The sequence below is a fragment of the Streptomyces sp. NP-1717 genome (assembly GCF_022695985.1).
Classification (GTDB): Bacteria; Actinomycetota; Actinomycetes; order Streptomycetales; family Streptomycetaceae; genus Streptomyces.
Map to the genome: position 1 here is coordinate 23,606 of NZ_JAAPBF010000021.1, position 21,147 is coordinate 44,752.

Genomic DNA, 21,147 nt, shown 5'->3' on the forward strand with positions numbered 1-21,147 from the left:
TAAACACGCATCCTCTGAGTGAAGGTCAGGCGTAGGGTCGGGCATATGCGGATCGGAGTTACCAGGAGATCGTCCGAGTGGTACGGGCCGACGGCGGGAGGGGCGCGATGACCGACGGCGGCGCTGTACTTCCCTGGCTGGTGATACGTCAGGACGACAACGGAAACCGGTACCGCGTGGGCAGGTACGCCACGAAGGACGAGGCGCAGAAGATGGCCGACGGCCTCGGCGGCAACGGTCACAAGCAGCTCTACTGGGTCGAGCGCCTGGGACAGAACGGCCGCTGACCTCGCGGACTCCGGACCGGGCCCCCTCGTCGGACGCGCACCGTCCCTCGCGTTACGCTCCGGCACATGAGTGAGGGCGGAGCTGCAACGGTCTTGATCGACACAGTCGCGTGGGTCCGGGTGGAGCAGGGCAGGATCCTCTGCGCGCGTTCCCGTGGGAAAGATGTGTTCTACATCCCCGGCGGCAAGCGCGAAGGCACGGAGACCGATCTGGAGACCCTGCTCCGCGAGGTCGAGGAAGAGCTGGCCGTGGCTGTCCTTCCGGCCACGACGGCCCATCTGGGTACGTACGAGGCCCAGGCCCACGGCCAGCCGGACGGTGTCGTCGTCCGGATGAGCTGCTACTCCGGTGATTACCGGGGTACGCCGGCCGCCAGCAACGAGATCGAGGAGATCCGCTGGCTCGCCTACGGCGACCGTGGCCTGGTGGCCCCCGTCGACCAGCTTCTCTTCGACGACCTCAGGGACTCGGGGGAGCTGACATGAGCCTCCGTCAAGATACGTCCTCCCGGATTCCGGGTATGTGCTGACCAACCCCCCTATAAAGGGCATGGGTCTGTTGTCGGTCTGGGGAAGTGGTCGGCTTGATCGAGGCGGAGAGTACCTACGCCGAGTGGACCTTCCCTGCCGAGCCGGATGCCGTACGTACCGCACGCCACGCGGTACGCGACGCCCTCGGCGTCTGGCGTCTCGACCACCACGTTCGCGACTCTGCCGTTCTGCTGGTCAGTGAGCTGGTTACCAACTCCTTGCAGTACACGTCGGGCCCGATCGGTGTCAGGCTGGCTGTTGTTTCCGTCTGCGCCGCGGGCCTCCCCGGTGCCGCACTGCTGGTGGAGGTGTCCGATCCGCTCCCCGATCCGCCGACCGTGAGGTCTCCCGGCCCTGATGACGAGGGTGGCCGCGGTATCCAGCTCGTCGCTTGCTCCGCGCGCCGTTGGGGTACACGCCGGGGGAAGACGGGTAAGACGGTGTGGTTCGAGCTACCGCTCCCTGGTTAGGAGTGAGGAGGGACAACGATCACATGGTTCTCGGCTCAAAAAGAACGAGACAGTGCTGTGATCGTGAACGCCGTGCCTGTCCGGGCCGTAGTGCTGAATACTGCGGGGATGGCCGGTCCGGTGCGTGAGCTGGAGGGGACGGTCGCGTGAGCGAGATATCTGGAACGGCGGGCGACGTCGTGTGGCAGAGCAGTCCACCCGGCTCGATCTATGACTACATAAGGGTCGCTTCCTTCTCGATCGGTCCCGACGGGCTGGTCGACCAGTGGAGTCTGCGAGCCGCTGAGCTGTTCGGGATCGCCCCCGAAGAGGTCAGGGGCAAGGACCCGGTCGAGGTGTTCGTGCCTTCCGACCTGCGTTCGCGGGGGCACAGCAAGATCGCCGAGATCCTCGACGGCAAGGAATGGACCGGACTGGTCCCGTTCCAGGTGCCGGGCGAACTCGGGCTTCACGGCCTCGCCGAGATCTATGTGATGCCCAGCGAGACGGAGAACGGTGAACGGGCCGCGCTCTGCATCGTCGTGGACGTCCGCGCCCTCCGTCAGATCGAGATGGAACTCGCCTCCTCGCAGGCTATTTTCGGCCAATCTCCCTTCGGCTTCGTGCTGTTCGGCACAGACCTCACCGTCCAGCGGGCCAATCAGCGGTTCGCCGCGGTCTTCGGCGGCGCGGCGGACGACCACCGAGGGCGTACCGTCCACGACTATCTCTCCCGCCCCGAGGCGGAACGGCTGAGTGCTTCCCTCAAGAGGGTCCTGGAGACCGGAGACCCCGCCACCGACATCCAGATAGTCGGCGTCGTCCCCGGCGGCAAGGAACGCAGGCACTGGTCGGTCAACCTGTACCGCGTGCTCAGCGGAGCCGGCCGCACCATCGGGGTCGCCGGACTCGGCAGCGACGTCACACGCCGTCAGATCGCCGCACGCGAAGCCGCGAGTGCCCGTCGCAACCTCGCGATCCTCAACGAGGCGAGCGCCCGCATAGGCAACTCCCTCGACCTGGAGACCACCGCCAAGGAACTCCTCGACGTCGCCGTCCCCGGCTTCTGCGACCTCGCGTCCGTCGACCTCTATCAGGGGCTGCTGACCGGCGACGAGGCTCCGCCCGGACGCGGCGGCTCCACCGGCTCCGAATCCGGCGGCGGCAGTGCCACCCTGCGGCGCGTCGCCTTCGCCAGCGCCGTCGCCGACGCGCCTCTGCTCGGAGCCGATCTGACGGGTGAGGGAGCGGTCGAGCCGCCTTCGGTGGGCTCCGTCCACCGGTATCCCTTCAACTCGCCCTGCGCGAACGCTCTGCGTACCGCCCGGGTCCAGACGGTGCCCGGCGGGGCCGGCAGCCTCATCCAGTCCACCTTCGCCGTGCCGATGGTCGCGCACGACACCGTCGTCGGCCTCGCCCAGTTCTCCCGGACCAAGGGCAGCGAGCCCTTCGGGGAACGGGACCGCGCCCTCGCGGTGGAACTCGCGGCGCGCGCCGCCGTCTGCATCGACAACGCCCGCCTCTACCGGAGGGAGCACGAACGCGCGCTGATACTGCAGCGCAGTCTGCTCCCGCCCGGTGACCCCGAGGCCGCCGGGCTGGACATAGCCTGCCGCTATCTGCCGGGGAACACCGCCACCGAGGTCGGCGGCGACTGGTTCGACGTCATCGAACTGCCGGGCCACCGGACCGCGCTCGTCGTCGGCGACGTCATGGGACGCGGACTGCGCGCCGCCGTCGCCATGGGCGAGTTGCGCACCGCCGTACGCACCCTGGCACTGCTCGACCTGGAGCCCGCCGAGGTCCTCTCCGCGCTCGATGAGATCGCCCGCGGTCTCGGCACCCCGAGCGGCGCCCAGCAGGCCTCGCGCGTCGCCCACAAGTCGCGGGACGCCGAGCTCTCCGAGGTGTATCTCGCGACCTGTGTCTACGCCGTCTACGACCCGGTCACCCGCCGCTGCACCTTCGCCAACGCCGGACACCCCCCTCCCGTCCTCGTCGAACCCGGTGAGGAGGCGCTGCTCCTCGACGTACCGCCTGGGATGCCTCTCGGCGTCGGCGGCGAGCCGTTCGAGCAGGTCGAGGTCGAACTTCCCGAAGACGCACTGCTCGCTCTCTACACGGACGGTCTCGTGGAGTCCCGTGACCATCCGATCGACGAGGGGCTGACCGCCTTCCGCCGGGCGCTCACCAGTCCCGTACGGCCTCTGGAAGACGTCTGCGACCACGTACTCAACACGCTCGACACCCGGCACGGTGAGGACGACATCGCGCTGCTGATGGCCCGCATACAGGGCCTGCCCGCCGACGCCGTCGGCGACTGGCAACTGCCGCGCGAGCCACGCTCCGTCGGCCGCGCCCGCGAGGTCGCCCGCGCCCAGCTCCTCTCCTGGGGTCTGGAACCGCTGGTGGACACCGTCGAACTGCTCGTCAGCGAACTCGTCACCAACGCCATGCGCTACGGCGAGGGTGAGATCAGGCTGCGGCTTCTGCGCGACCGCACCCTCGTCTGCGAGGTCTGGGACGCGGGCCTCGTACAGCCGCGCAGGCGACGCGCGCGCGACACCGACGAAGGCGGTCGCGGACTCCAACTGGTCGGGCTGCTCAGCGCGGCCTGGGGATCGCGCCGGACCCCGCGCGGCAAAACGGTCTGGTTCGAACTCGCCCTGCCCGACGGGGACTCGACCGCTGAGCCCACCGTCGAACAACTCCTCAGCATGTTCTGACCCCGGACCCTGCCCCTCGGCCGGCCCACGAGAACGGGTCGGCCGGATCGGATGCGCCGTATCCGCAGGCCGAGGCAGTGCTCGACCAGGGCGTCCGGCGACGAGTCCGCCGGCTCTTGCCTCTCCACGGTCCTCGGCTTCTCCGTCTCCGTCATGCCGCTCATCAAGTCGCGAATGAGCTGGTCGAGCATCCTCAGAAACGGCCGCCGCCCATCCGGCCGCGAGTGCCGACGCCGCCGAAACTGCCAGGACCAGCACCGCCGCCGCCCTCACGGCCTCCGCCGAAATCCCCGCCAAAGCCCTCACCCCCGCTCATTCCACCTCCGCCGCCGAACGGGCCGCCGAAGATGATCCCGCCGAGCACGGCACCACCGAGCCCGCTTTCTGCCTCTGATACACCGCCGGGGCCGGACCGGTTCCCGAACGACCGCACATCGTGCTCCGCGAGGCTCTGCGCCCGCCTGGCCAGGGCGTCCGCGTGCTGCGCCTCGCCCAGCGCAGCCGGCGCATCGCCCAGCCCCGTCAGCGTTCCGGCCTGTTCGAGCTGCCGCCGGGCCTCCGCCAGCCGGGTGCGAGCCTCGCCGCCCACCCCGCCCCGATGTGTCGCGATGTAGTCGGTGGCGGCGCCGACGGCCGAGCGGGCGCCGAGCATCGCCAGGTCGAGCAGCGCCCACGCCCGGCTTTCCCCCTCTTCGCGGGCGCGCGCGCCCGCGAGGGCATCGTCCAGCGCCGCGTTCGCCTCCTCGACCCGGCGCAGGGCGCCGATCGGGTCGTACCGCCCGGCGGCCTGCTCCCGCCGTACGTCGGCGACCACCGTCTCGGCATGTGCGATCCGCCCCTCGAGATCGGCCGTGGACTTCTCCTCCGCCGTGGCTTCGAGCACCCGGCGCCCGTCCGCGAGGTCCGTCTCCGTCTCGATGAGCGAGCCGGGGACACGGCCGGCGGCCTCGGCGAGTTCGAGCGAGCGCCGCTCCACCGCGTCGACCAGGGCTGTCGCCTGCACGACCGCGCTCTCGGCCGCCCGTACGTACACACCGGCGAGCCGGTTGTCGCCCGACTCGATGGCGCGTCGCGCGTCGCCCAGATTCCTCGTCGCGAACATCACCCGGTCCTCGGCCTGTTCGACGGCACTCCCGACCGGGGCCGAAGCCGGGTCCGCGTACCGCTCACGCATCGCGGCGAGTGTGGCGGCGGCAGTCACGGTCCTGCCCGAAAGCTCGCGGAACGCGCTCTCGGCGGCGGTCAGCGCTTCCGGGGCGCTGTGCTCCATGGCGCGCAGCCGGTCGAAGTCCGCCGACTCCGCGTCCAGCCGGCTGTTCGCGTCGGTGCACCGAGCGATGATCTCGTCCAGCATGCGACGCCGGGTCACGTCGTCCTCCGCAGACGCGTCGTCGAGCTGCTGACGCAGTCGGAAGGCGGCCGCCAGCTCGCCTTTCGCGTATGTCACGGCGTCCTGGAACGGCCGAGTGGTGTCCTCGCCGAACCGGGCCGTCACGAAGCCGAGTTCCTCCTGGCTGGTGTGGACGGCGTCGTCCGTGTCCACGAGGGCCAGCGCCGCACGCCGGTCGAGTTCCGGCAGTGAGGTCCGCGTGGGCCGCCCCGGCTCTCCCCAGCCATCCCGCCCGCCCTGCGGCGTCGTACGGGTCGAGGCTCGGCGTCTGCGTTTGATGGAGGTGTACGCGGCGAGGACCGCCGCGCAGCCCACCAGGACGACAGGCAGGACGAGCGCGCTGCCCGACCTGTTCGAGGAGACGTCGTCGTCGGGATCCACCGTGCCGGGGGTGGCGGTGGGCGTGGAGACGGGTGCGCGGGCCGCGGCCACCCGGTCCTCCGCGAGGGGACCGTCGGCGGCGAAGCGTGTGTACTGCCGGTCGAAGGACGCGGTGCCCGCCCTCTCGAGGTCGGCAAGGGCACCGGCCTTGCCGGTGGTCTGTTCCTGGCGCGAGAGAGTGACGGGACCTTCGGCGCGGGCGCCCGGCGACGCGGCGGGCATCAGCAGCCACCCGGCCGTCACCAGCAGGGCCAGGAGGCTCCGGCCGGCCGTACGAGTCCGGTCGCGGCTTGCTGTCCGTCTCACATTTGGGAGGCTATGTCCGGCTCCTGCTGTCCGCGACCGGACGGGTGAGGCCCGCGGAGGCGGGCGAAGTGCCTGGTCGGCGCCGGTCCGACCGGCGCCGCGGACGGGGCGGTGCCGGTCGGACCCTGGGACTGCGGGGATCAGATGGAGAAGCGTTCCTTGGCGAGCATCGGGCGGATGCGCGAGGCGAAACCGCCGCTGCGGAAGGGGCGCTGCAGCAGACCGGGCCGCAGCTCCTGGGCCAGAGCGGCGGCGATCATGCCCTGATCCAGGGCGAGAGCCGAGCTGCTGACGTGGCCCGTCCCTACATTGACCGAGTCCCGGAACCCGTAGCCGTCGTCGTACGCGCCGAAGTCACTGGCGATCGCCTTGAGGTTGGTGAGGGCCTCCGACCGTGCGTAGGGCAGGGCGAGGAACGAGGCGTGCGGGGTCACGACCCCGTTGGTGTACGCGGAGGGCGCCGGCAGCGGTTCACCGTGCGTGACATACGTGCGGTCGGTGTTGGAGGCGTATCCGTCGATGTTCATACCGATCGCGTCTACGCCGTACTCCTGGTAACCGCCTTCGGGCACCTCGGAGGGGGAGAATCCCCAGTAGCCGTACTCCGCCTCCTCCAGGCCGTGCTCGATCTGGGAACGGACGAACCGGCGGTGCGTGGTGCCCCAGGAGCGGGGGGACCACTCGGGCTCGGGCACGAACAGCGGGACCATCAGGGCCTCGAACATCGAGCCGCCCCAGGTCGGGACCAGCTTGCGGCCCCGGTACGTGTAGTGCCCCTGCCAGAGACGGACACCGTCGATCGTGTCGTACGCGCCGCCGGGCGGCTGCTCCTGGCCGTGCTCGGGGAGCATCGTGCGGAGCATGTGCCAGTAGTGGTCCGAGGGCAGGCTGCCATCGGCGATTCCCAGGTAACTGGCCATCCGGGGCTCGGTGTTGAGCGCCCCGTAGTGGTGCGCCGTCGGCTCGCCGGTGTCGGTCCAGAAGCCGCCCCGGAGCTGGCCGGGGTTGGCCACCGGGTCCGCGGCGTCGTAGGGCGTGTAGAAGTACGACCAGTCGGCGGTGGCGAGGATCTTGCCGATCCGCCGGCGCAGCCGGCTGTCCGCGTCGGCGGCGATGAGCAGCCCCGTCACGAGCCACGCGTTGTCGACCGAGGAGAGGAAGGGACGGACCGGGTCGCCGGTACCGGGCCAGTTGGTGAGCACCGAGCCGTCGTGCGCGTCGTACCAGTTGAGCCAGAAGCCGTGGTGGCGTTCGAGCTTCTCGATGGCGGTGACCGTGAGGTCGAGCCGGCGGCGCATCGTGTCCTGGTCGATGACGCCGAGTCCGGCGGCGGCCACGGTGGACCACAGCCCGCAGCCGATGTTGGTCGGCGAGGTGTTCTGCGAGGGGACGGGCCCGCCGGGCGCGTCGAGGTTGATCTTGTCGGCGGCGAGACCGATGTCGGTCGTCATTGCCTCGATCGAGTGATACGTATCGCGGAACCAGCGGTGCAGCAGCGGTGTATCAGAGGCATGAACAACACGAGCGCGCGACGCGGCCGAGGCCGGCGCGGATACGGCGGGTGTGGTGACGGCTCCGAGGGTCAGGGCGGTGGCCCCTGTTCCCGCGGCGGCGAGAAACGTACGACGGTCCATGAGAGTCCAGCTCCCCTTGGCAGGTGTGGAGTTGTGGCCAGGGCCGGTGCCTGGGCCAGGTCTTTGGCCGCCGCCATGGCCGGAAGTATGTGCGGAGGTCCGGCCATGGCGGCGGTGCTGGCACGGGGGCCGACGGCGGTCAGGTGCCGCCGACCCCCGGGACTGTGGGGTGGATCAGGTGCGGGCGAGGCGCAGGAAGCGGATGCCCGGGTTGGGCAGCGGGACGGTCAGCGTCGCCGTGCCCGTGTCGTCGGCGATCAGGGGCGCGAGGGGCTCCACGGACAGTTCGTCGGCGGATCGCAGCTTCGCCCACTGGAGATCGTCGGGCCAGTCGCCGCCGCCGAGGTCGTTCCAGACGGCCTGGATGTTGGAGTGCTGCTCGTCGACCCGGCGGGAGAGCGCGGTGTAGGTGGTGCCAGGCTCCAGTCCGTCGATCCGCACGGTCGCCGTGCGGTCCAGCAGCGCGGAGCCGTCGATCTTGGACTGGTCGAGCGTGCCGTTCCAGAGCAGTACGTCGATGGTGGCGCCGTCGTCGGTGCGGGTGGCGAGGGACTCCACGAGTGCCTCGGCTCCGTCGCCGCTGACCGCGGCGGGGATCCGCCCGCCGGTCAGTTGGGAGAGGAGGTACAGCGCCCAGAAGCGGGGCTTGCGCAGATTGCCGACCGTCAGGAGACCGAATCCGCCGTGGAAGAGCCGGGGCGGCCAGCCCAGTTCCTCGAACTGGTCCGAGGCGACCCAGTAGGCCAGCGCGTCGGTGGACGACATGGCGCTCTTCATGCCACGCAGGACGAACGGAGCGGCGAACACGGAGTCGCTGACCCGGTGGAAGTGGGTGGGTGTGACACCCCACTCGGTCCACAGGATCTCCGGCTCGGGCCTGCCGGTCGCCTCGGCGAACGCACGGGTCATCGGACGGAAGTCCAGTGGAGCGTTGCCGTACGTGTGGGTGGAGATGAAGTCGACGGGTACGTCGCGCTCCTGGCAGTACTCAAGAAGCGCGCCCACCCAGCCTGCGGCGGCGGACGACGGGCCACCGACCTTGATCCTGTCGTCGACGCCCTTCACCGCGCGGACGGCGACTTCGTAGAGCCGGTGGTAGTCGTCCTGGGTGCCGTTCCAGAAGACCTCCAGATTGGCCTCGTTCCAGACCTCGAACTCCCAGCCCGCGACGGTGTCCCTGCCGTACCGGTCCTGGAGGTGGACGGTCACCTCGCGGCAGAGGTCGCCCCAGTGCTCCCACACCGCGGGCTTGGACACCAGCGCCTGGTAGTCGAAGACCGTGTAGTGCGGATCGGCGGCGAGCTCCTTGGGCATGAAGGAGAGTTCGACGACGGGCTGGAGGCCGGTGGCCAGGAAGCGGTCGTAGACCTCGTCCAGACCGGAGAAGTCGAAGGAGCCGTCGGGCTTGACGGTCAGTGTCTCCGGGAGGAAGGTGCCGTGCGCCCTGACGGAGCGAACGCCGATCTCGTCACGCACGATGCCCAGGGCCTGCGCGTACTCCTTGGCGACATCGGAGCCGCCCGCACCCGGCTTGTCCCAGGTGAGCAGGGAGAAGTGCTCGGCGCCGATCATCCTGTTCCACACCCCGGGGAGGGGAGCGGTGGGGGCGGCGGCGTCCACCGTGACGGTGACCGGGGCAGGGCTGGACCCGGCCGCTCTGGCGCAGCCGGCGGCGGCTTCGGAGAGGGCGCCGGCTCCGCTGTCGGACCAGGTCGCGACCTTGTAGAAGTAGCCGCGGCCCGGCTCGGCGAGGGTGTCGGCGTACGGGGGGTGGGGGACGGCCAGCACATCGCCGCCGAGGTGGTCGAGCGGTTCGTACGGCCCCTCGACGGAATCGGCGCGGTGTACGAGATATCCGAGCGCGCCCGCCACCGGGTGCCAGGTCAGCAGCACGTGGCCGGTGCCGTCCTCGGCGGACAGCCCGCCGGGGGCGGGGAGTTCCCCGATACCGGTGAGCCGCTGATCACTGGGCTTCCCGATACGGGTCTCCCAGTCGGCGCGAGCGGTGGACTTCTCGGTCATGGCGGTACAAACCTTTTCGTCGATAAGTGCACGGCGGTAGAGCGGCGGCGTCGGAGCCGCGGTACGCGTCGGGAAGGGCGGAGGCGGTGGCTACTTCATTCCGGTGGTGGCGAGGCCCTGGGTGAAGTGCCGTTGCAGGACGATGAAGACCAGCAGCACCGGCAGGATGATGAGCAGGGAGCCGACCATCAGCATGCCGTTGGAGCCGGCCGACTGATTGGGGTCGGTGGCGAAGGTGGCGAGGGCGACCGGGAGGGTGTATTTCCCGGGGTCGTTCGTCGCGATCAGTGGCCAGACGAAGTTGTTCCAGGAGCCCAGGAAGATCAGGATCGACAGCGTCGCCAATGCCGGCTTGACCAGCGGCATCGCGATCCGCCAGAAGATGTACCACTCGCGGGCACCGTCGATCCGGGCCGCTTCCAGCAGTTCGTCGGGGATCGACTGCATGAACTGCCGCATCAGGAAGACCCCGAAGGCCTGGGCGGCGAACGGCAGCACGAGCCCCGCGTAGGAGTCGATCAGCTGGAGCTTGCTCATCAGGACGAAGAGCGGAAGCAGCATCAGGTTGCCGGGGACCATCAGGGCGCCGAGGACCAGCGCGAAGACCTTGTTCCGGCCGCCGAACCGCAGTTTGGCCAGTGCGTAGCCCAGCATCGAGCAGAACACCAGGTTGGAGGCGGTCACCAGGACGGCCACGGTGAGGGAGTTGAAGAAGTGGAGCGGGATGTCGAGACGGTCGAGCAGTTCCCCGAAGTGCTCCAGGGTCCACTCGGTGGGGATCCACACCGGCGGGTTGGCCGTCAGATCGCGGTCCGTCTTGAAGGCCGACAATCCCATCCACAGGAAAGGCGCCACCATGACCAGCAGGCCGACCGACAGCAGTACATAGACGCCGGGCTTTCGCAGCCGGCCGCCGCGCGACTTCGGGACACCGCCGCCGGTCCTGGGACCGGACCAGCCGGGACCCTTGGGGTCCTGCGGACCGGTGGGTGCGGAGGGCGGGGGCGTGGTCGTACGCGCGGCGCTCATTTCGTGTTGTCCTTCAGCAGACGGAGCTGGAGCACCGTGATCGCCATGATCACGACGAAGAGCACGTACGCCATGGCGCTCGCGTAGCCCATGTGGAAGAAGTTGAAGCCCTCGCGGTACATGGCCAGCGACACGGTGAGCGTGCTGTCCGAGGGCCCGCCCTGTGTCATCACGAAGGGCTCCTCGAAGACGTTGAGATAGCCGATGGTGGTGATGACCGTGGTGTAGAGCATCGTCGGCCGCAGCAGCGGCACGGTGATGCGGCGGAACTCCTGCCAGGTGCTCGCGCCGTCCAGCCGCGCCGCCTCCCGTACGTCGGGTGGTATGGCCTGGAGGCCGGCGATGAAGAGCACCATGACCGTGCCGAGGTTGCGCCACACGGCCATCACGATCAGCGAGGGCATGGCGAGCGCCTCGGAGCCGAGGAAGTCCGGTGACGTCAGGCCGACTTCAGAGGCGAGGCCCGCGATCAGTCCGTCGGACGGGTCGAGGACGAAGCGCCAGACGACGGCGATCGCGACGATGCTGGTCACGACCGGGGCGTAGAAACCGACCCGGAAGAAGGTGCGTGCCCGGTCGATGCCGTTGTTGAGCAGAACGGCGACGAACAGCCCGAGGCCGACGGTCAGCGGTACGCCGACGACCACGAAGTACGCGGTGTTGAACAGCGCCTTGAGGAACTTCTCGTCGTCGAGAAGCTTCGTGTAGTTCTCGAGGCCGATGAACTCCGCCGAGAAGGGGTCGGTGACATTACGCAGGCCGAAGTCCGTGAAGCTCATGACGAGCGTCGCGACGATCGGCAGGGCCATGAAGACGGCGAAGAGCACCAGGAAAGGGGTGGAGAACAACCAGCCGGCCATGTGCTGCACGGCGACGGGCTGCCGCTTGCCGCGGTTCCGTCCGCCGGGCGGGGGGTGTGCCCCCGGCCCGGTCTTCACCGGGGCCGCTTCGGCGGCCGGTTCGGTCGTGGTGCTCATGACGACTACTCCACAAGCCCTTCGATCTCGGACTGGGCCTTCTTCGCGGCGTCCTCGGCGGAGGCCTTGCCCTGGGTCACCTGCGAGATGGCGTCATCGGCCTTCGAGGAGATCTCGGTCCACTGCGGCAGGACCGGCCAGGACTGGGCGGTCTCCATCTGCTCACGGAAGATCTTGAAGTTGGCGTCGTCGGCGAGTTCGCCCGAGTCCCAGGCGCTGGTGTTGGCCGGCAGATCGCCCGTGCGCTTGAACCAGTCCTCCTGGCCCTTGGTGTCGGTGAGGTAGCTGAGGAACTCCGTGGCGGCTTCCTTGTGCTCGCTGTCCTTGGAGATGACGAGGCTGGAGCCACCGGCCATGGAGGAGGAACTCTTGTCGGCGGGGACCTTCGCGATGGCCCACTTGCCCTTGAGGTCCGGGTAGTTGTCGTTGATGCCCGTCATGGTCCAGGGGCCGGAGTAGAACATCGGGACGTCGCCGCTGTTGAAGTCCGTCAGCACTTCGTAGCCGGGCTGGAAGCTCTTCTTGGCGAGGCCCTTGTCGAAGTACGTGCCGTACTCCTTGAGGGCGCGGACGGTCTCCGGGCTGTCCATGGCGGCCTTGCCGTCGGAGACGATCGATCCGCCGGCCGAGTACAGGAAGGGGTACCAGCTGTGGACGGCGTCCAGGCCGGCGGGCTGGAGCGAGATGCCCCACTTCGTACCGGCCTTGTCCTGGAAGTCGGAGGCGGCCTGCTGGAGTTCGGGCCAGGTGGTGGGGGCCTTGGTGATGCCGGCCTTCTTCGCCAGGTCGGTGCGGTAGTAGAGGACGCGGGTCTCGACGTACCAGGGGACGCCGTAGGTCTCGCCGTCCGCGACGCCCTGTTCCCAGGCGGCGGGGAAGAACGCGTCCTTCTTGAAGGTCTTGGTGTCGACCGGCTCCAGGACGCCGAGTTCGACGAACTCACCCATGAAGCTGCTGCCCATCTGCGTTATGTCGGGCAGAGTGCCGGCGGCGGCGGCGGAGACCAGCTTCTGGTGGGCGACGTCCCAGCCGATGGGGGTGACCTTGACGGTGATGTGCGGGTTCGCGTCCTCGTACACCTTGGCCACTTCGGCGAGCTTCTCGCCCTCGACGCCCATGGCCCACACGGTGAGGGTCTGCTTCTTGTCGGCGGCGACACCTTCGCCCCCTGAGCTGCCGCATGCGGTGATTCCTGCGGCCATCGTGAGGGCGATGGCGGCAGAGGCGGTTCTGGCGGTGCGATGCATGGACGGCTCCTCCTTGAGCTCACCGATGTATGCGCTGCCTGTAAGCGCATACATCACTCTGGTGCAGGGCTTCCGGGAACCGCAAGAGGGGCTTTGGTCACACTCGTGCAACATGTGGGACATCCGGAATCTCTTCTTCCGCAGGCTAGGTGGGCTGTTTGCGCAGCGGAAGTGGCTGTGTCGATTCCGGTTGCACTCGCATCGGTGGAGGCGGGGTTAGTGTCGCGCTCATGTCTGAGTTCGAGCACGACTATCCCTTCGACCCGGGCTACGGCCGGAACCTCGACGAGCTGCTCGACATCCCGGCGCCTGCCCCGCCGGAGGGATTCGACGCGTACTGGCGGGACCGTTTCGCGGCGGCGGCGGAGGTGGCGACCGCGCCGGCCGTCGGGCCGCAGGAGGACGAGCGGGACGGCTGCCGGATCTTCGGGGTGTCCTACACGTCGGTGGGCGGGCTGCGTCTCGGCGGCTGGCTGGCGCTGCCGGTCGAGGGGGCCGCTGAGCACGGTTTCGTGATCGGGCACGGGTACGGCGGGCGCCAGGAGCCGGGGGCGGATGTGCCGTTGCCGCTGGCCCGTAGCGCCGCCATCCTGCCGTGTGTGCGGGGGATGGGCTCCCGCAGCCGGCGCCCCGGGATCCCCGGTGAGGCCGATGGGCACGTGCTGCACGGCATCGAGTCGCGCGAGACGTATGTGATCGGTGACTGCGTGGCCGATCTGTGGTGCGCGACGTCGGCGCTGCTGGAACTGGTGCCGGAGCTGAGGACGACGGGGCTGGGGTATCTGGGCGAGAGCTTCGGGGGTGGGCTCGGGGCGTTGGCGCTGCCGTGGGACGACCGGTTCGCCTGCGGGCAGTTGACGGTGCCGACGTTCGGGAACCATCCGTTGCGGGTGACGCTGCCGTGCGTGGGGAGCGGTGAAGCGGTACGCGCGTACCGCGAGGACCACCCCGAGGTCATGGACGTCCTCGCGTACTTCGACGCGGCGACGGCGGCGAGCGGGATCGGGGTGCCGATGATGGTCGCGCCCGCGCTGTTCGACCCGTCGGTGCCGCCGCCGGGGCAGTTCGCCGTGTACAACGCCCTCCCGGAGGTGCGGGAGCTGCATGTACTGCGGGCGGGGCACTTCGCGTATGAGGGGGAGCGGGAGGGGGTGGCGGCGCTGGCCTCGGCTCGCCGTGACTTCTTCGCGGCGCGGCTGGGTTGAGCGGGGGGCCTTGGGTGGTGCCGGGGTCCGTCCGGTTGCCGGTTGTCCTCAATCGCCGGACGGGCTTGAGGTGTCGGCCCGGTCCGTTACTGAGGGGCGCGCCGGACGCGTCTGAGGTGTCCGCCTCGTCCGGGGCGGAGGTGTCAGGGGCAGCCGCAGCTGGCGCGGTGGGCCACCGAGACCGGGAGCATCAGGGAGACCGGGTCGCGGGCCGGGTCGGCGAGGCGCTGGATCAGCAGTTCCACCGCCTCCTCGCCCAGGCGGCGCATCGGCTGGCGGACCGTCGTCAGGGAGGGCCGCACGATCCGGCTCATCGGGATGCCGTCGAAGCCGGTCACCGCGATGTCGTCGGGCACCCGCACCCCGCGCCGTTCCAGCGCGTGCAGCGCGCCGATCGCCATCTGGTCGTTGGCGAAGAGGATGGCCTGCGGCCGCTCGTGCCCGGTGGCGCGGTCCATGAGCGCGTCGGTCGTCCGTTCGCCCTCGGCCTGCGTCATCATCTCGGCGCGCAGGTCCGGCTCGTCGGCCACCGGGAGGCCCGCCTCACGGCAGGCCTCCTGGTAGCCCCGGAACCGCGCCTGCGCGTCCGGTGATTCCCGCAGACCGCCCACGAAGGCCAGCCGGCGCAGCCCATGGTCGCGGATGAGATGACGGGCCAGCTCCCGCTCCCCGTCGGAGTTCGCCACCTCGATGTGGTCGAGGTGGTCGATCTCGCGCGGCCCGGCGAGCATCACCACCGGCAGCCGCCGCGAGATGACCTCGAGGTCCTCGGTGGGCACGGTCCTCGCCAGTACGGCGAACCCGTCCACCCGTCCCGCGACCTTGGCGACCAGGCTCTCCGGCCCGCCCACCAGCGAGGCGGCGATCAGCAGCGCGTAGCCGTGCCGCCGTGCCGCCCGTTCCATACCGCGGATGATCTGGTCGGAGTAGAGCATCACGGCGGAGTCGTCGGCCTCGGCGTCCGCCCCGGCCTCCGCGTCGGTCTCGGCGTCCGGGTCCGCGTAGTCCGGGAAACAGAGTCCGAGGATGCCCGTGGTCCGGCTGGCCAGCCCGCGGGCGTTCCCGCTCGGTACGTAGCCGAGGGCGCGGGCCGCCTTCAGCACGCGGTCCCGGGTCTGGGCGCGTACGGAGTCCGGATTGCGGTAGACGCGCGAAACCGTCGCAATGGAGACGCCGGAGCGCTCGGCGACGTCGTACACCGTGGGGGCACTCACCCGATCCGACCATCCGCTCTCGCCGCTGTGACTTCTGACTGGTCATGCACCGCGTTCGAAGTCAGCCGGTCAGGAGCCACCCCGCTCGGCGTCGCTCCGTCCGGAGCCACCCCGTTCGAAGTCGCCCCGCTCCTCCTGGCCACATTCTCCCCGTCCACGCCCGCTGTGTAAGCGCATTCACTCTAGGACGCCGGTCTGTGCAGGAGCAAGGTCGCCCCCCTCGGGGCCGCCCCCGGCCTTGCTCGTGGCCCTCCCCGCCGTGCCCCGCAGCACCACGGACGAGAAGAGCGCGGCCGCCGCCATGACGACCGCGGCGCCGACCGACGCCAGTCCCATCCCGTGCGAGAACGCGTCCCGCGCCGCCGCCAGCACACTGTCGCCCGCCTCGGCCGGGAGCCGTGCCGCCGCGGCGGCGGCGCCGCCCAGCGTCTCCCGTACCGCGTCCGCCTCGCCGCCCGGCAGCGCGGCGGTGACATCGGCCGGCAGGGCGTCGGCCATCTCCCGGCTGTAGACCGCGGCCCCGACCGAGCCGAGGACGGCCATCCCCAGCGCCCCGCCCAGTTCCTGGCCCGATTCGAGTACGGCCGCGGCCGAGCCCGCGCGCTCCGGCGGGGCGGCGCCGATGGCGAGTTCGTTGGCGAGGGTCATGGCGGCGACCAGACCGCCCACATAGAGGGCGCCCGCCGAGAGGCAGAACCAGAGCGCCGAGTCCGTACGGATCTGGGTCAGCCAGGAGAAGCCGGCCGCCGCGACGACGAAGCCGCCGCCCATGACGTACGCGCGGTCGACTCGCTGCGCGAGCATCGCCGCCGCCGGCGCCGCCACGATCACGCCCGACGCCGGCACGAGGCTCCACAGCGCGGCCTCGAAGGGGCTCAGCCCTTGCACGGACTGGAGGTACTGGGTGAGGAAGACCGCCATGCCCACCGTCGCGAACATCGCGAGCACGTTCGCGAACACCGGCCCGCCGAAAGCCCGCCGTCCCAGCAGTTCGAGGTCGATCATCGGGTGGGCGAGGCGCTTCTGGCGGCGTACGAAGACATACCCGAGCGCCAGCCCCACGACGACGGCGAGGGCGGGGACCGGAGCGAATCCGTGCCGGGCCCACTCCTTGATGCCGTAGATGACGGTGAGCAGAGCGGCGAGCGAGAGTGCGGCGCTCACCAGGTCGAACGGTTCACGCTCCCCTTCACGTGCCCCCGCACGCGCCCCCTCGGTTCCCCCCTGGCTGTCGGATTCCGTCCGGGACTCCGGTACCAGGAACGGCACCAGCACCAGCAGCAGCACCATCGCGGGCAGGTTGATCAGGAAGACCGAACCCCACCAGAAGTGTTCGAGCAGCAGCCCGCTGACCACCGGCCCGAGCGAGATGCCGGTGGTCATGACGCCCGTCCAGATCGTCACGGCCCGGCCCCGCTGCTTCGCGTCGTGGAAGAGGTTGCGGATCAGCGCGAGTGTCGACGGCATGAGGGCGGCGCCGCCGAGCCCGAGCAGCGCGCGGACGCCGATCAGCGCGTCGGCCGAGTGCGCGTACGCGGCGGCGACCGAGGCGGCGCCGAAGACCGCCGCGCCCGCGAGCACCAGTTTGCGCCGGCCGATGCTGTCGCCGAGCGCGCCCATGGTGATGAGCAGCCCGGCGAGTACGAAGCCGTACATGTCCAGGATCCACAACTGCTGGGTGGCGCTGGGCTCCAGATCCTGACTGACGAACGGGATCGCGAAGTACAGGATCGAGATGTCCATCGAGACGAGAAGCAGCGGCAGCATCAGGACGCCGAGGGCGATCCATTCCTTGCGGCCCGCGAGGCCGGGTGTGTGTGAGTTCTCCATGCCCGGTACGTAATCGGCTCCGCGCGTACGCGGCAAACAGCTCCCTAGTGCACTTCCCTCGAAGCCCTGCTCACAACGGGACTTGGCGTCCTGAGTGCACTAGTACGGTAGGGGCCGTGACAGTCGATCCGCCCTACCTCGACCCGCCCTATCTCCGTATCGCGGCCGAACTCCGCCGCCGTATCGCCTCCGGGGAACTCGCCCCCGGCGACCGCGTGCCGTCCACCCGCCGCATCACCCAGGAGTGGGGTGTCGCGATGGCGACCGCCAGCAAGGCGCTCGCCGCTCTCAACCAGGAGGGTCTGGTACGGGCGGTGCCCGGCGTCGGCACGGTGGTCGCGGAGCCCGACCGCTCCGCCGGGCGCGGCACGTCTCCCCTCCAGGGCCTCAGCCGCGATCGCGTCGTGCGCGCGGCCATCGCGCTCGCGGACGCCGAGGGGCTGGGCGCGCTGTCGATGCGGCGCGTGGCGACGGAGTTCGGTACATCCACGATGGCGCTGTACCGCCATGTCCCCAGCAAGGGTGAGCTGGTGCGCCTGATGTCCGAGGCGGTGTTCAGCGGCGGGCCCACGGGGCCCGAGCCGGCCGGCTGGCGCCCACGGCTGACACGGGAGGTGCGGTGGCTGTGGAGCCAGTACGAGCGCCATCCCTGGCTGGCCCGCGCCATGGCCGGACTGACCCGGCCGCTGGCCTCACCGCACGCGATGAGTTACACGGAGCGGACGCTGGGCACGCTGCGCGGGCTCGGTCTCACTCCGTACGGAATGATCCACACCCATCTCGCCCTGCTCGGCTACGCCCAGGGCGTCGCGATGGCGGTCGAGTTGGAGTCGCAGGCGCGGCAGGACACGGGGATGACGGCCGACGAGTGGATGGCCGCCAACGAGACCCGCGTGGATTCGATCCAGCTCACCGGTGAGTATCCGGTGCTGACGACGATCTTCGGGGACGGCGAGTTCGACCTCGAACTCGGCGCGCTCTTCGAGTTCGGGCTCGAACGGATGCTGGACGGCATCGAGTCGCTGATCGAGCGGTCGCGCGAACGGTAGGGAGAAGGGCGGGGGCGCCGGACGGAGCGCGGTGTCCGTCCGGCGCCCGTCGCTCAACTGCTCGTGCGGCGGCGGATCTTGTCGCCGAGCCAGACCAGCGGGTCGTACTTCTTGTCCGCCACCCGTTCCTTCAGCGGGATCAGCGCGTTGTCCGTGATCTTGATGTTCTCGGGACAGACCTCCGTGCAGCACTTGGTGATGTTGCAGTAGCCGAGCCCGTGCTCGTCCTGCGCGGTCCGCTTGCGGTCGAGACCGGTCTCATCGGCCCCGTCCAGCGGGTGCATGTCCAGCTCCGCGACCCGCATCAGGAAGCGCGGCCCGGCGAACGAGGTCTTGTTCTCCTCGTGGTCCCGGACCACGTGACAGGTGTCCTGGCACAGGAAGCACTCGATGCACTTGCGGAACTCCTGCGAGCGCTCCACGTCCACCTGCTGCATCCGGTACTCGCCCGCCGCGACGCCCGGTGGCGGTACGAACGCCGGTACCTCCCGTGCCTTCTGGTAGTTGAAGGACACGTCCGTCACCAGGTCCCTGACGACGGGGAAGGCCCGCAGCGGGGTGACGGTGATCGTCTCCTCGCGGCTGAACGTGGACATCCGCGTCATGCAGAGCAGCCGCGGACGGCCGTTGATCTCCGCGCTGCACGAACCGCACTTGCCCGCCTTGCAGTTCCAGCGCACCGCCAGGTCCGACGCCTGCGTTGCCTGGAGGCGGTGGATGATGTCGAGGACGACCTCGCCCTCGTTCACCTCGACGGCGAAGTCCTTCAGATCGCCGCCCTCCGCGTCGCCCCGCCAGACCCTGAACTTCGCCTCGTAGGAGGTCGACGCGGTCGCCCCGGCCGACGGAGCCGGTGAGGCGGCGGGCGACGGGCTCGGTGACGGGACCTTGGCGGACGAGTCGGATGTGCTCGGAGTCGGAGTCGTGCTGGCACTCACTCGTGAAGCTCCTCTTCGGCGAGGTACTTGACCAGCTCTTCCTTCTCGAAGAGGGCGAGCAGGTCGGGACGGATGGGCTCGGTCGTCTTCCGGGAGAGGCTGATCCGGCCGAGCGCGGGATCCACCGACGGATCGCGCGCCGAATCGCTGAGTTGGCAGTGCAGATTGACCCGGCGCCAGTCGAGAGCCATACCGGGCCAGTCCTCGCGGGTGTGGCCGCCACGGCTCTCCGTGCGCTCCAGCGCCGACAGGGCGATGCACTCGCTGACCAGCAGCATGTTCCGCAGGTCGATCGCGAGGTGCCAGCCGGGGTTGAACTGCCGGTGGCCCTCCACCCCGGCCCGGACCGCACGCGCGCGCAGCGTGCCCAGCTTCTCCAGCGCCTGCGCCATCTCGCCCTCTCGCCGGATGATGCCGACGAGGTCGTTCATCGTCTGCTGGAGCTCCTGATGGACGCTGTACGGGTTCTCCGGCGCGCCGCCCTCCGGTGCCTCGGCGCCGAACGGCCGCAGCGCCTCGGTGGCCGCCGCGTCGATCTGGTCCTCGTCGAGGACCGGCCGGGTCGTGAGCGCCGCCGCGTACTCGGCCGCGTGCAGTCCCGCCCGCCGGCCGAAGACCAGCAGGTCGGAGAGCGAGTTGCCGCCCAGCCGGTTGGAGCCGTGCATACCGCCGGCGACCTCGCCGGCCGCGTAGAGACCGGGGACACCCACGGTGGCGGCGCTGTCGGAGTCGACGGCGATGCCGCCCATCACGTAGTGACAGGTGGGGCCGACCTCCATGGCCTCCGCCGTGATGTCGACGTCCGCCAGCTCCTTGAACTGGTGGTACATCGACGGCAGCCGGCGCTGGATGACGTCGGGCGTCATACGGGTCGACACGTCCAGGAACACACCGCCGTGCGGCGAGCCCCGGCCCGCCTTCACCTCGGAGTTGATGGCACGGGCCACCTCGTCACGGGGCAGCAGCTCGGGCGGGCGCCGGTTGTTGTCCGGGTCCTCGTACCAGCGGTCGCCCTCCGCCTCGGACTCCGCGTACTTCTCCTTGAAGACGTCCGGGATGTAGTCGAACATGAACCGCTTGCCGTCGGAGTTGCGCAGCACTCCGCCGTCGCCGCGCACCGACTCGGTGACGAGGATCCCCTTCACCGAGGGCGGCCAGACCATGCCCGTCGGGTGGAACTGCACGAACTCCATGTTCAGCAGCGGGGCACCGGCGAGCAGCGCCAGCGCGTGCCCGTCGCCCGTGTACTCCCAGGAGTTCGACGTCACCTTGAAGGACTTGCCGATACCGCCGGTCGCGAGGACGACGGCGGGCGCCTCCAGTACGAAGAAGCGGCCGGACTCGCGCTCGTAGCAGAACGTGCCCGAGACCCGGTCGCCCTCCTTCAGTACGGAGGTGACGGTGCACTCCTGGAAGACCTTCAACCGGGCTTCGTAGTCACCGAATTCACGGAAGTCCTCCTGCTGGAGGGCGACGATCTTCTGCTGGAGCGTACGGATCAGCTCCAGGCCGGTCCGGTCGCCGACGTGCGCGAGACGGGGATACTCGTGCCCGCCGAAGTTGCGCTGGGAGATCTTCCCGTCCGCCGTGCGGTCGAACAGCGCTCCCCAGGTCTCCAACTCCCAGACCCGGTCCGGCGCTTCCTGTGCGTGCAGCTCCGCCATCCGCCACTGGTTGAGGAACTTCCCGCCGCGCATGGTGTCGCGGAAGTGGACCTGCCAGTTGTCCCCGGAGTTCACATTGCCCATGGAGGCCGCGATACCGCCCTCGGCCATCACCGTATGGGCCTTGCCGAACAGTGACTTGCAGATGACAGCGGTACGGGCGCCACGCTCTCGCGCCTCGATGGCGGCCCGCAGACCCGCTCCGCCCGCGCCCACCACCACGACGTCCCACTGCTCGCGTTCGAGTTGCGTCATTGCTGAAGGCTCT

General features: G+C 69.8%; 16 protein-coding genes. 6 read left to right on the plus strand and 10 right to left on the minus strand.

The window, feature by feature from the left end:
* Window positions 1-107: 107 nt before the first annotated feature.
* The 4 genes from GXP76_RS07165 to GXP76_RS07180 all read left to right on the plus strand — a co-directional run bounded on the left by GXP76_RS07165 (window position 108) and on the right by GXP76_RS07180 (window position 3,993).
* A complete protein-coding gene (locus GXP76_RS07165) occupies window positions 108-287 on the plus strand; it encodes an SPOR domain-containing protein (protein WP_242570578.1) in 180 nt (59 codons plus the stop codon).
* 66 nt (window positions 288-353) lie between these two features.
* Window positions 354-773, plus strand: coding sequence for an NUDIX domain-containing protein (locus GXP76_RS07170; protein WP_242570579.1), 420 nt, complete (start codon window positions 354-356; stop codon window positions 771-773).
* Window positions 774-862: 89 nt separating this feature from the next.
* Window positions 863-1,288, plus strand: a complete 426-nt coding sequence (locus GXP76_RS07175) for an ATP-binding protein (protein WP_242570580.1) — start codon at window positions 863-865, stop codon at window positions 1,286-1,288.
* Between the two features lie 146 nt (window positions 1,289-1,434).
* The gene (locus GXP76_RS07180; protein WP_242570581.1) at window positions 1,435-3,993 is read left to right on the plus strand and encodes a SpoIIE family protein phosphatase; all 2,559 of its coding nucleotides are present in this window, start codon (window positions 1,435-1,437) and stop codon (window positions 3,991-3,993) included.
* Window positions 3,994-4,186: 193 nt separating this feature from the next.
* Here GXP76_RS07180 and GXP76_RS07185 read toward each other — a convergent pair whose 3' ends face one another.
* From GXP76_RS07185 to GXP76_RS07210, 6 genes are all read right to left on the minus strand, one after another.
* Window positions 4,187-5,986, minus strand: a complete 1,800-nt coding sequence (locus GXP76_RS07185) for a TPM domain-containing protein (protein WP_242570604.1) — start codon at window positions 5,984-5,986, stop codon at window positions 4,187-4,189.
* Window positions 5,987-6,210: 224 nt separating this feature from the next.
* Window positions 6,211-7,704: a glucoamylase family protein gene (locus tag GXP76_RS07190; protein ID WP_242570582.1), complete on the minus strand. Its 1,494-nt coding sequence runs from the start codon at window positions 7,702-7,704 to the stop codon at window positions 6,211-6,213.
* Between the two features lie 174 nt (window positions 7,705-7,878).
* Window positions 7,879-9,726 (minus strand): glycoside hydrolase, encoded by a 1,848-nt coding sequence (locus GXP76_RS07195; RefSeq protein WP_242570583.1) that lies wholly within the window; start codon window positions 9,724-9,726, stop codon window positions 7,879-7,881.
* Window positions 9,727-9,816: 90 nt separating this feature from the next.
* Window positions 9,817-10,755, minus strand: a complete 939-nt coding sequence (locus tag GXP76_RS07200; protein ID WP_242570584.1) for a carbohydrate ABC transporter permease — start codon at window positions 10,753-10,755, stop codon at window positions 9,817-9,819.
* Complete coding sequence (locus GXP76_RS07205; RefSeq protein WP_242570585.1) at window positions 10,752-11,732, minus strand: carbohydrate ABC transporter permease; 981 nt, start codon at window positions 11,730-11,732, stop codon at window positions 10,752-10,754. Before GXP76_RS07205 ends, GXP76_RS07200 begins: the two co-directional genes overlap by 4 nt.
* A gap of 5 nt (window positions 11,733-11,737) precedes the next feature.
* On the minus strand, window positions 11,738-12,979 hold the full coding sequence (locus tag GXP76_RS07210) for a sugar ABC transporter substrate-binding protein (protein WP_242570586.1): 1,242 nt from the start codon (window positions 12,977-12,979) through the stop codon (window positions 11,738-11,740).
* Window positions 12,980-13,209: 230 nt separating this feature from the next.
* Here GXP76_RS07210 and GXP76_RS07215 point away from each other — a divergent pair, with 230 nt between their 5' ends.
* Window positions 13,210-14,184 carry an acetylxylan esterase gene (locus tag GXP76_RS07215; RefSeq protein WP_242570587.1) on the plus strand — a complete coding sequence of 325 codons (975 nt, stop codon included), beginning with the start codon at window positions 13,210-13,212 and terminating at the stop codon, window positions 14,182-14,184.
* Between the two features lie 143 nt (window positions 14,185-14,327).
* Here GXP76_RS07215 and GXP76_RS07220 read toward each other — a convergent pair whose 3' ends face one another.
* Window positions 14,328-15,398 carry a LacI family DNA-binding transcriptional regulator gene (locus tag GXP76_RS07220; RefSeq protein ID WP_242570588.1) on the minus strand — a complete coding sequence of 357 codons (1,071 nt, stop codon included), beginning with the start codon at window positions 15,396-15,398 and terminating at the stop codon, window positions 14,328-14,330.
* Between the two features lie 177 nt (window positions 15,399-15,575).
* Window positions 15,576-17,228: an MFS transporter gene (locus GXP76_RS07225; protein ID WP_242570589.1), complete on the minus strand. Its 1,653-nt coding sequence runs from the start codon at window positions 17,226-17,228 to the stop codon at window positions 15,576-15,578.
* A gap of 116 nt (window positions 17,229-17,344) precedes the next feature.
* On the opposite strand from GXP76_RS07225, the gene GXP76_RS07230 reads away from it, so the two are divergent.
* Window positions 17,345-18,277, plus strand: coding sequence for a TetR/AcrR family transcriptional regulator C-terminal domain-containing protein (locus tag GXP76_RS07230; RefSeq protein WP_242570590.1), 933 nt, complete (start codon window positions 17,345-17,347; stop codon window positions 18,275-18,277).
* Between the two features lie 53 nt (window positions 18,278-18,330).
* Here the strand turns inward: GXP76_RS07230 and GXP76_RS07235 are convergent, their stop codons facing one another.
* A complete protein-coding gene (locus tag GXP76_RS07235; protein ID WP_308354101.1) occupies window positions 18,331-19,215 on the minus strand; it encodes a succinate dehydrogenase/fumarate reductase iron-sulfur subunit in 885 nt (294 codons plus the stop codon).
* Complete coding sequence (locus GXP76_RS07240; RefSeq protein ID WP_242570591.1) at window positions 19,212-21,134, minus strand: fumarate reductase/succinate dehydrogenase flavoprotein subunit; 1,923 nt, start codon at window positions 21,132-21,134, stop codon at window positions 19,212-19,214. The genes GXP76_RS07235 and GXP76_RS07240 overlap by 4 nt, the downstream gene beginning before the upstream one ends.
* Window positions 21,135-21,147 lie beyond the last annotated feature (13 nt).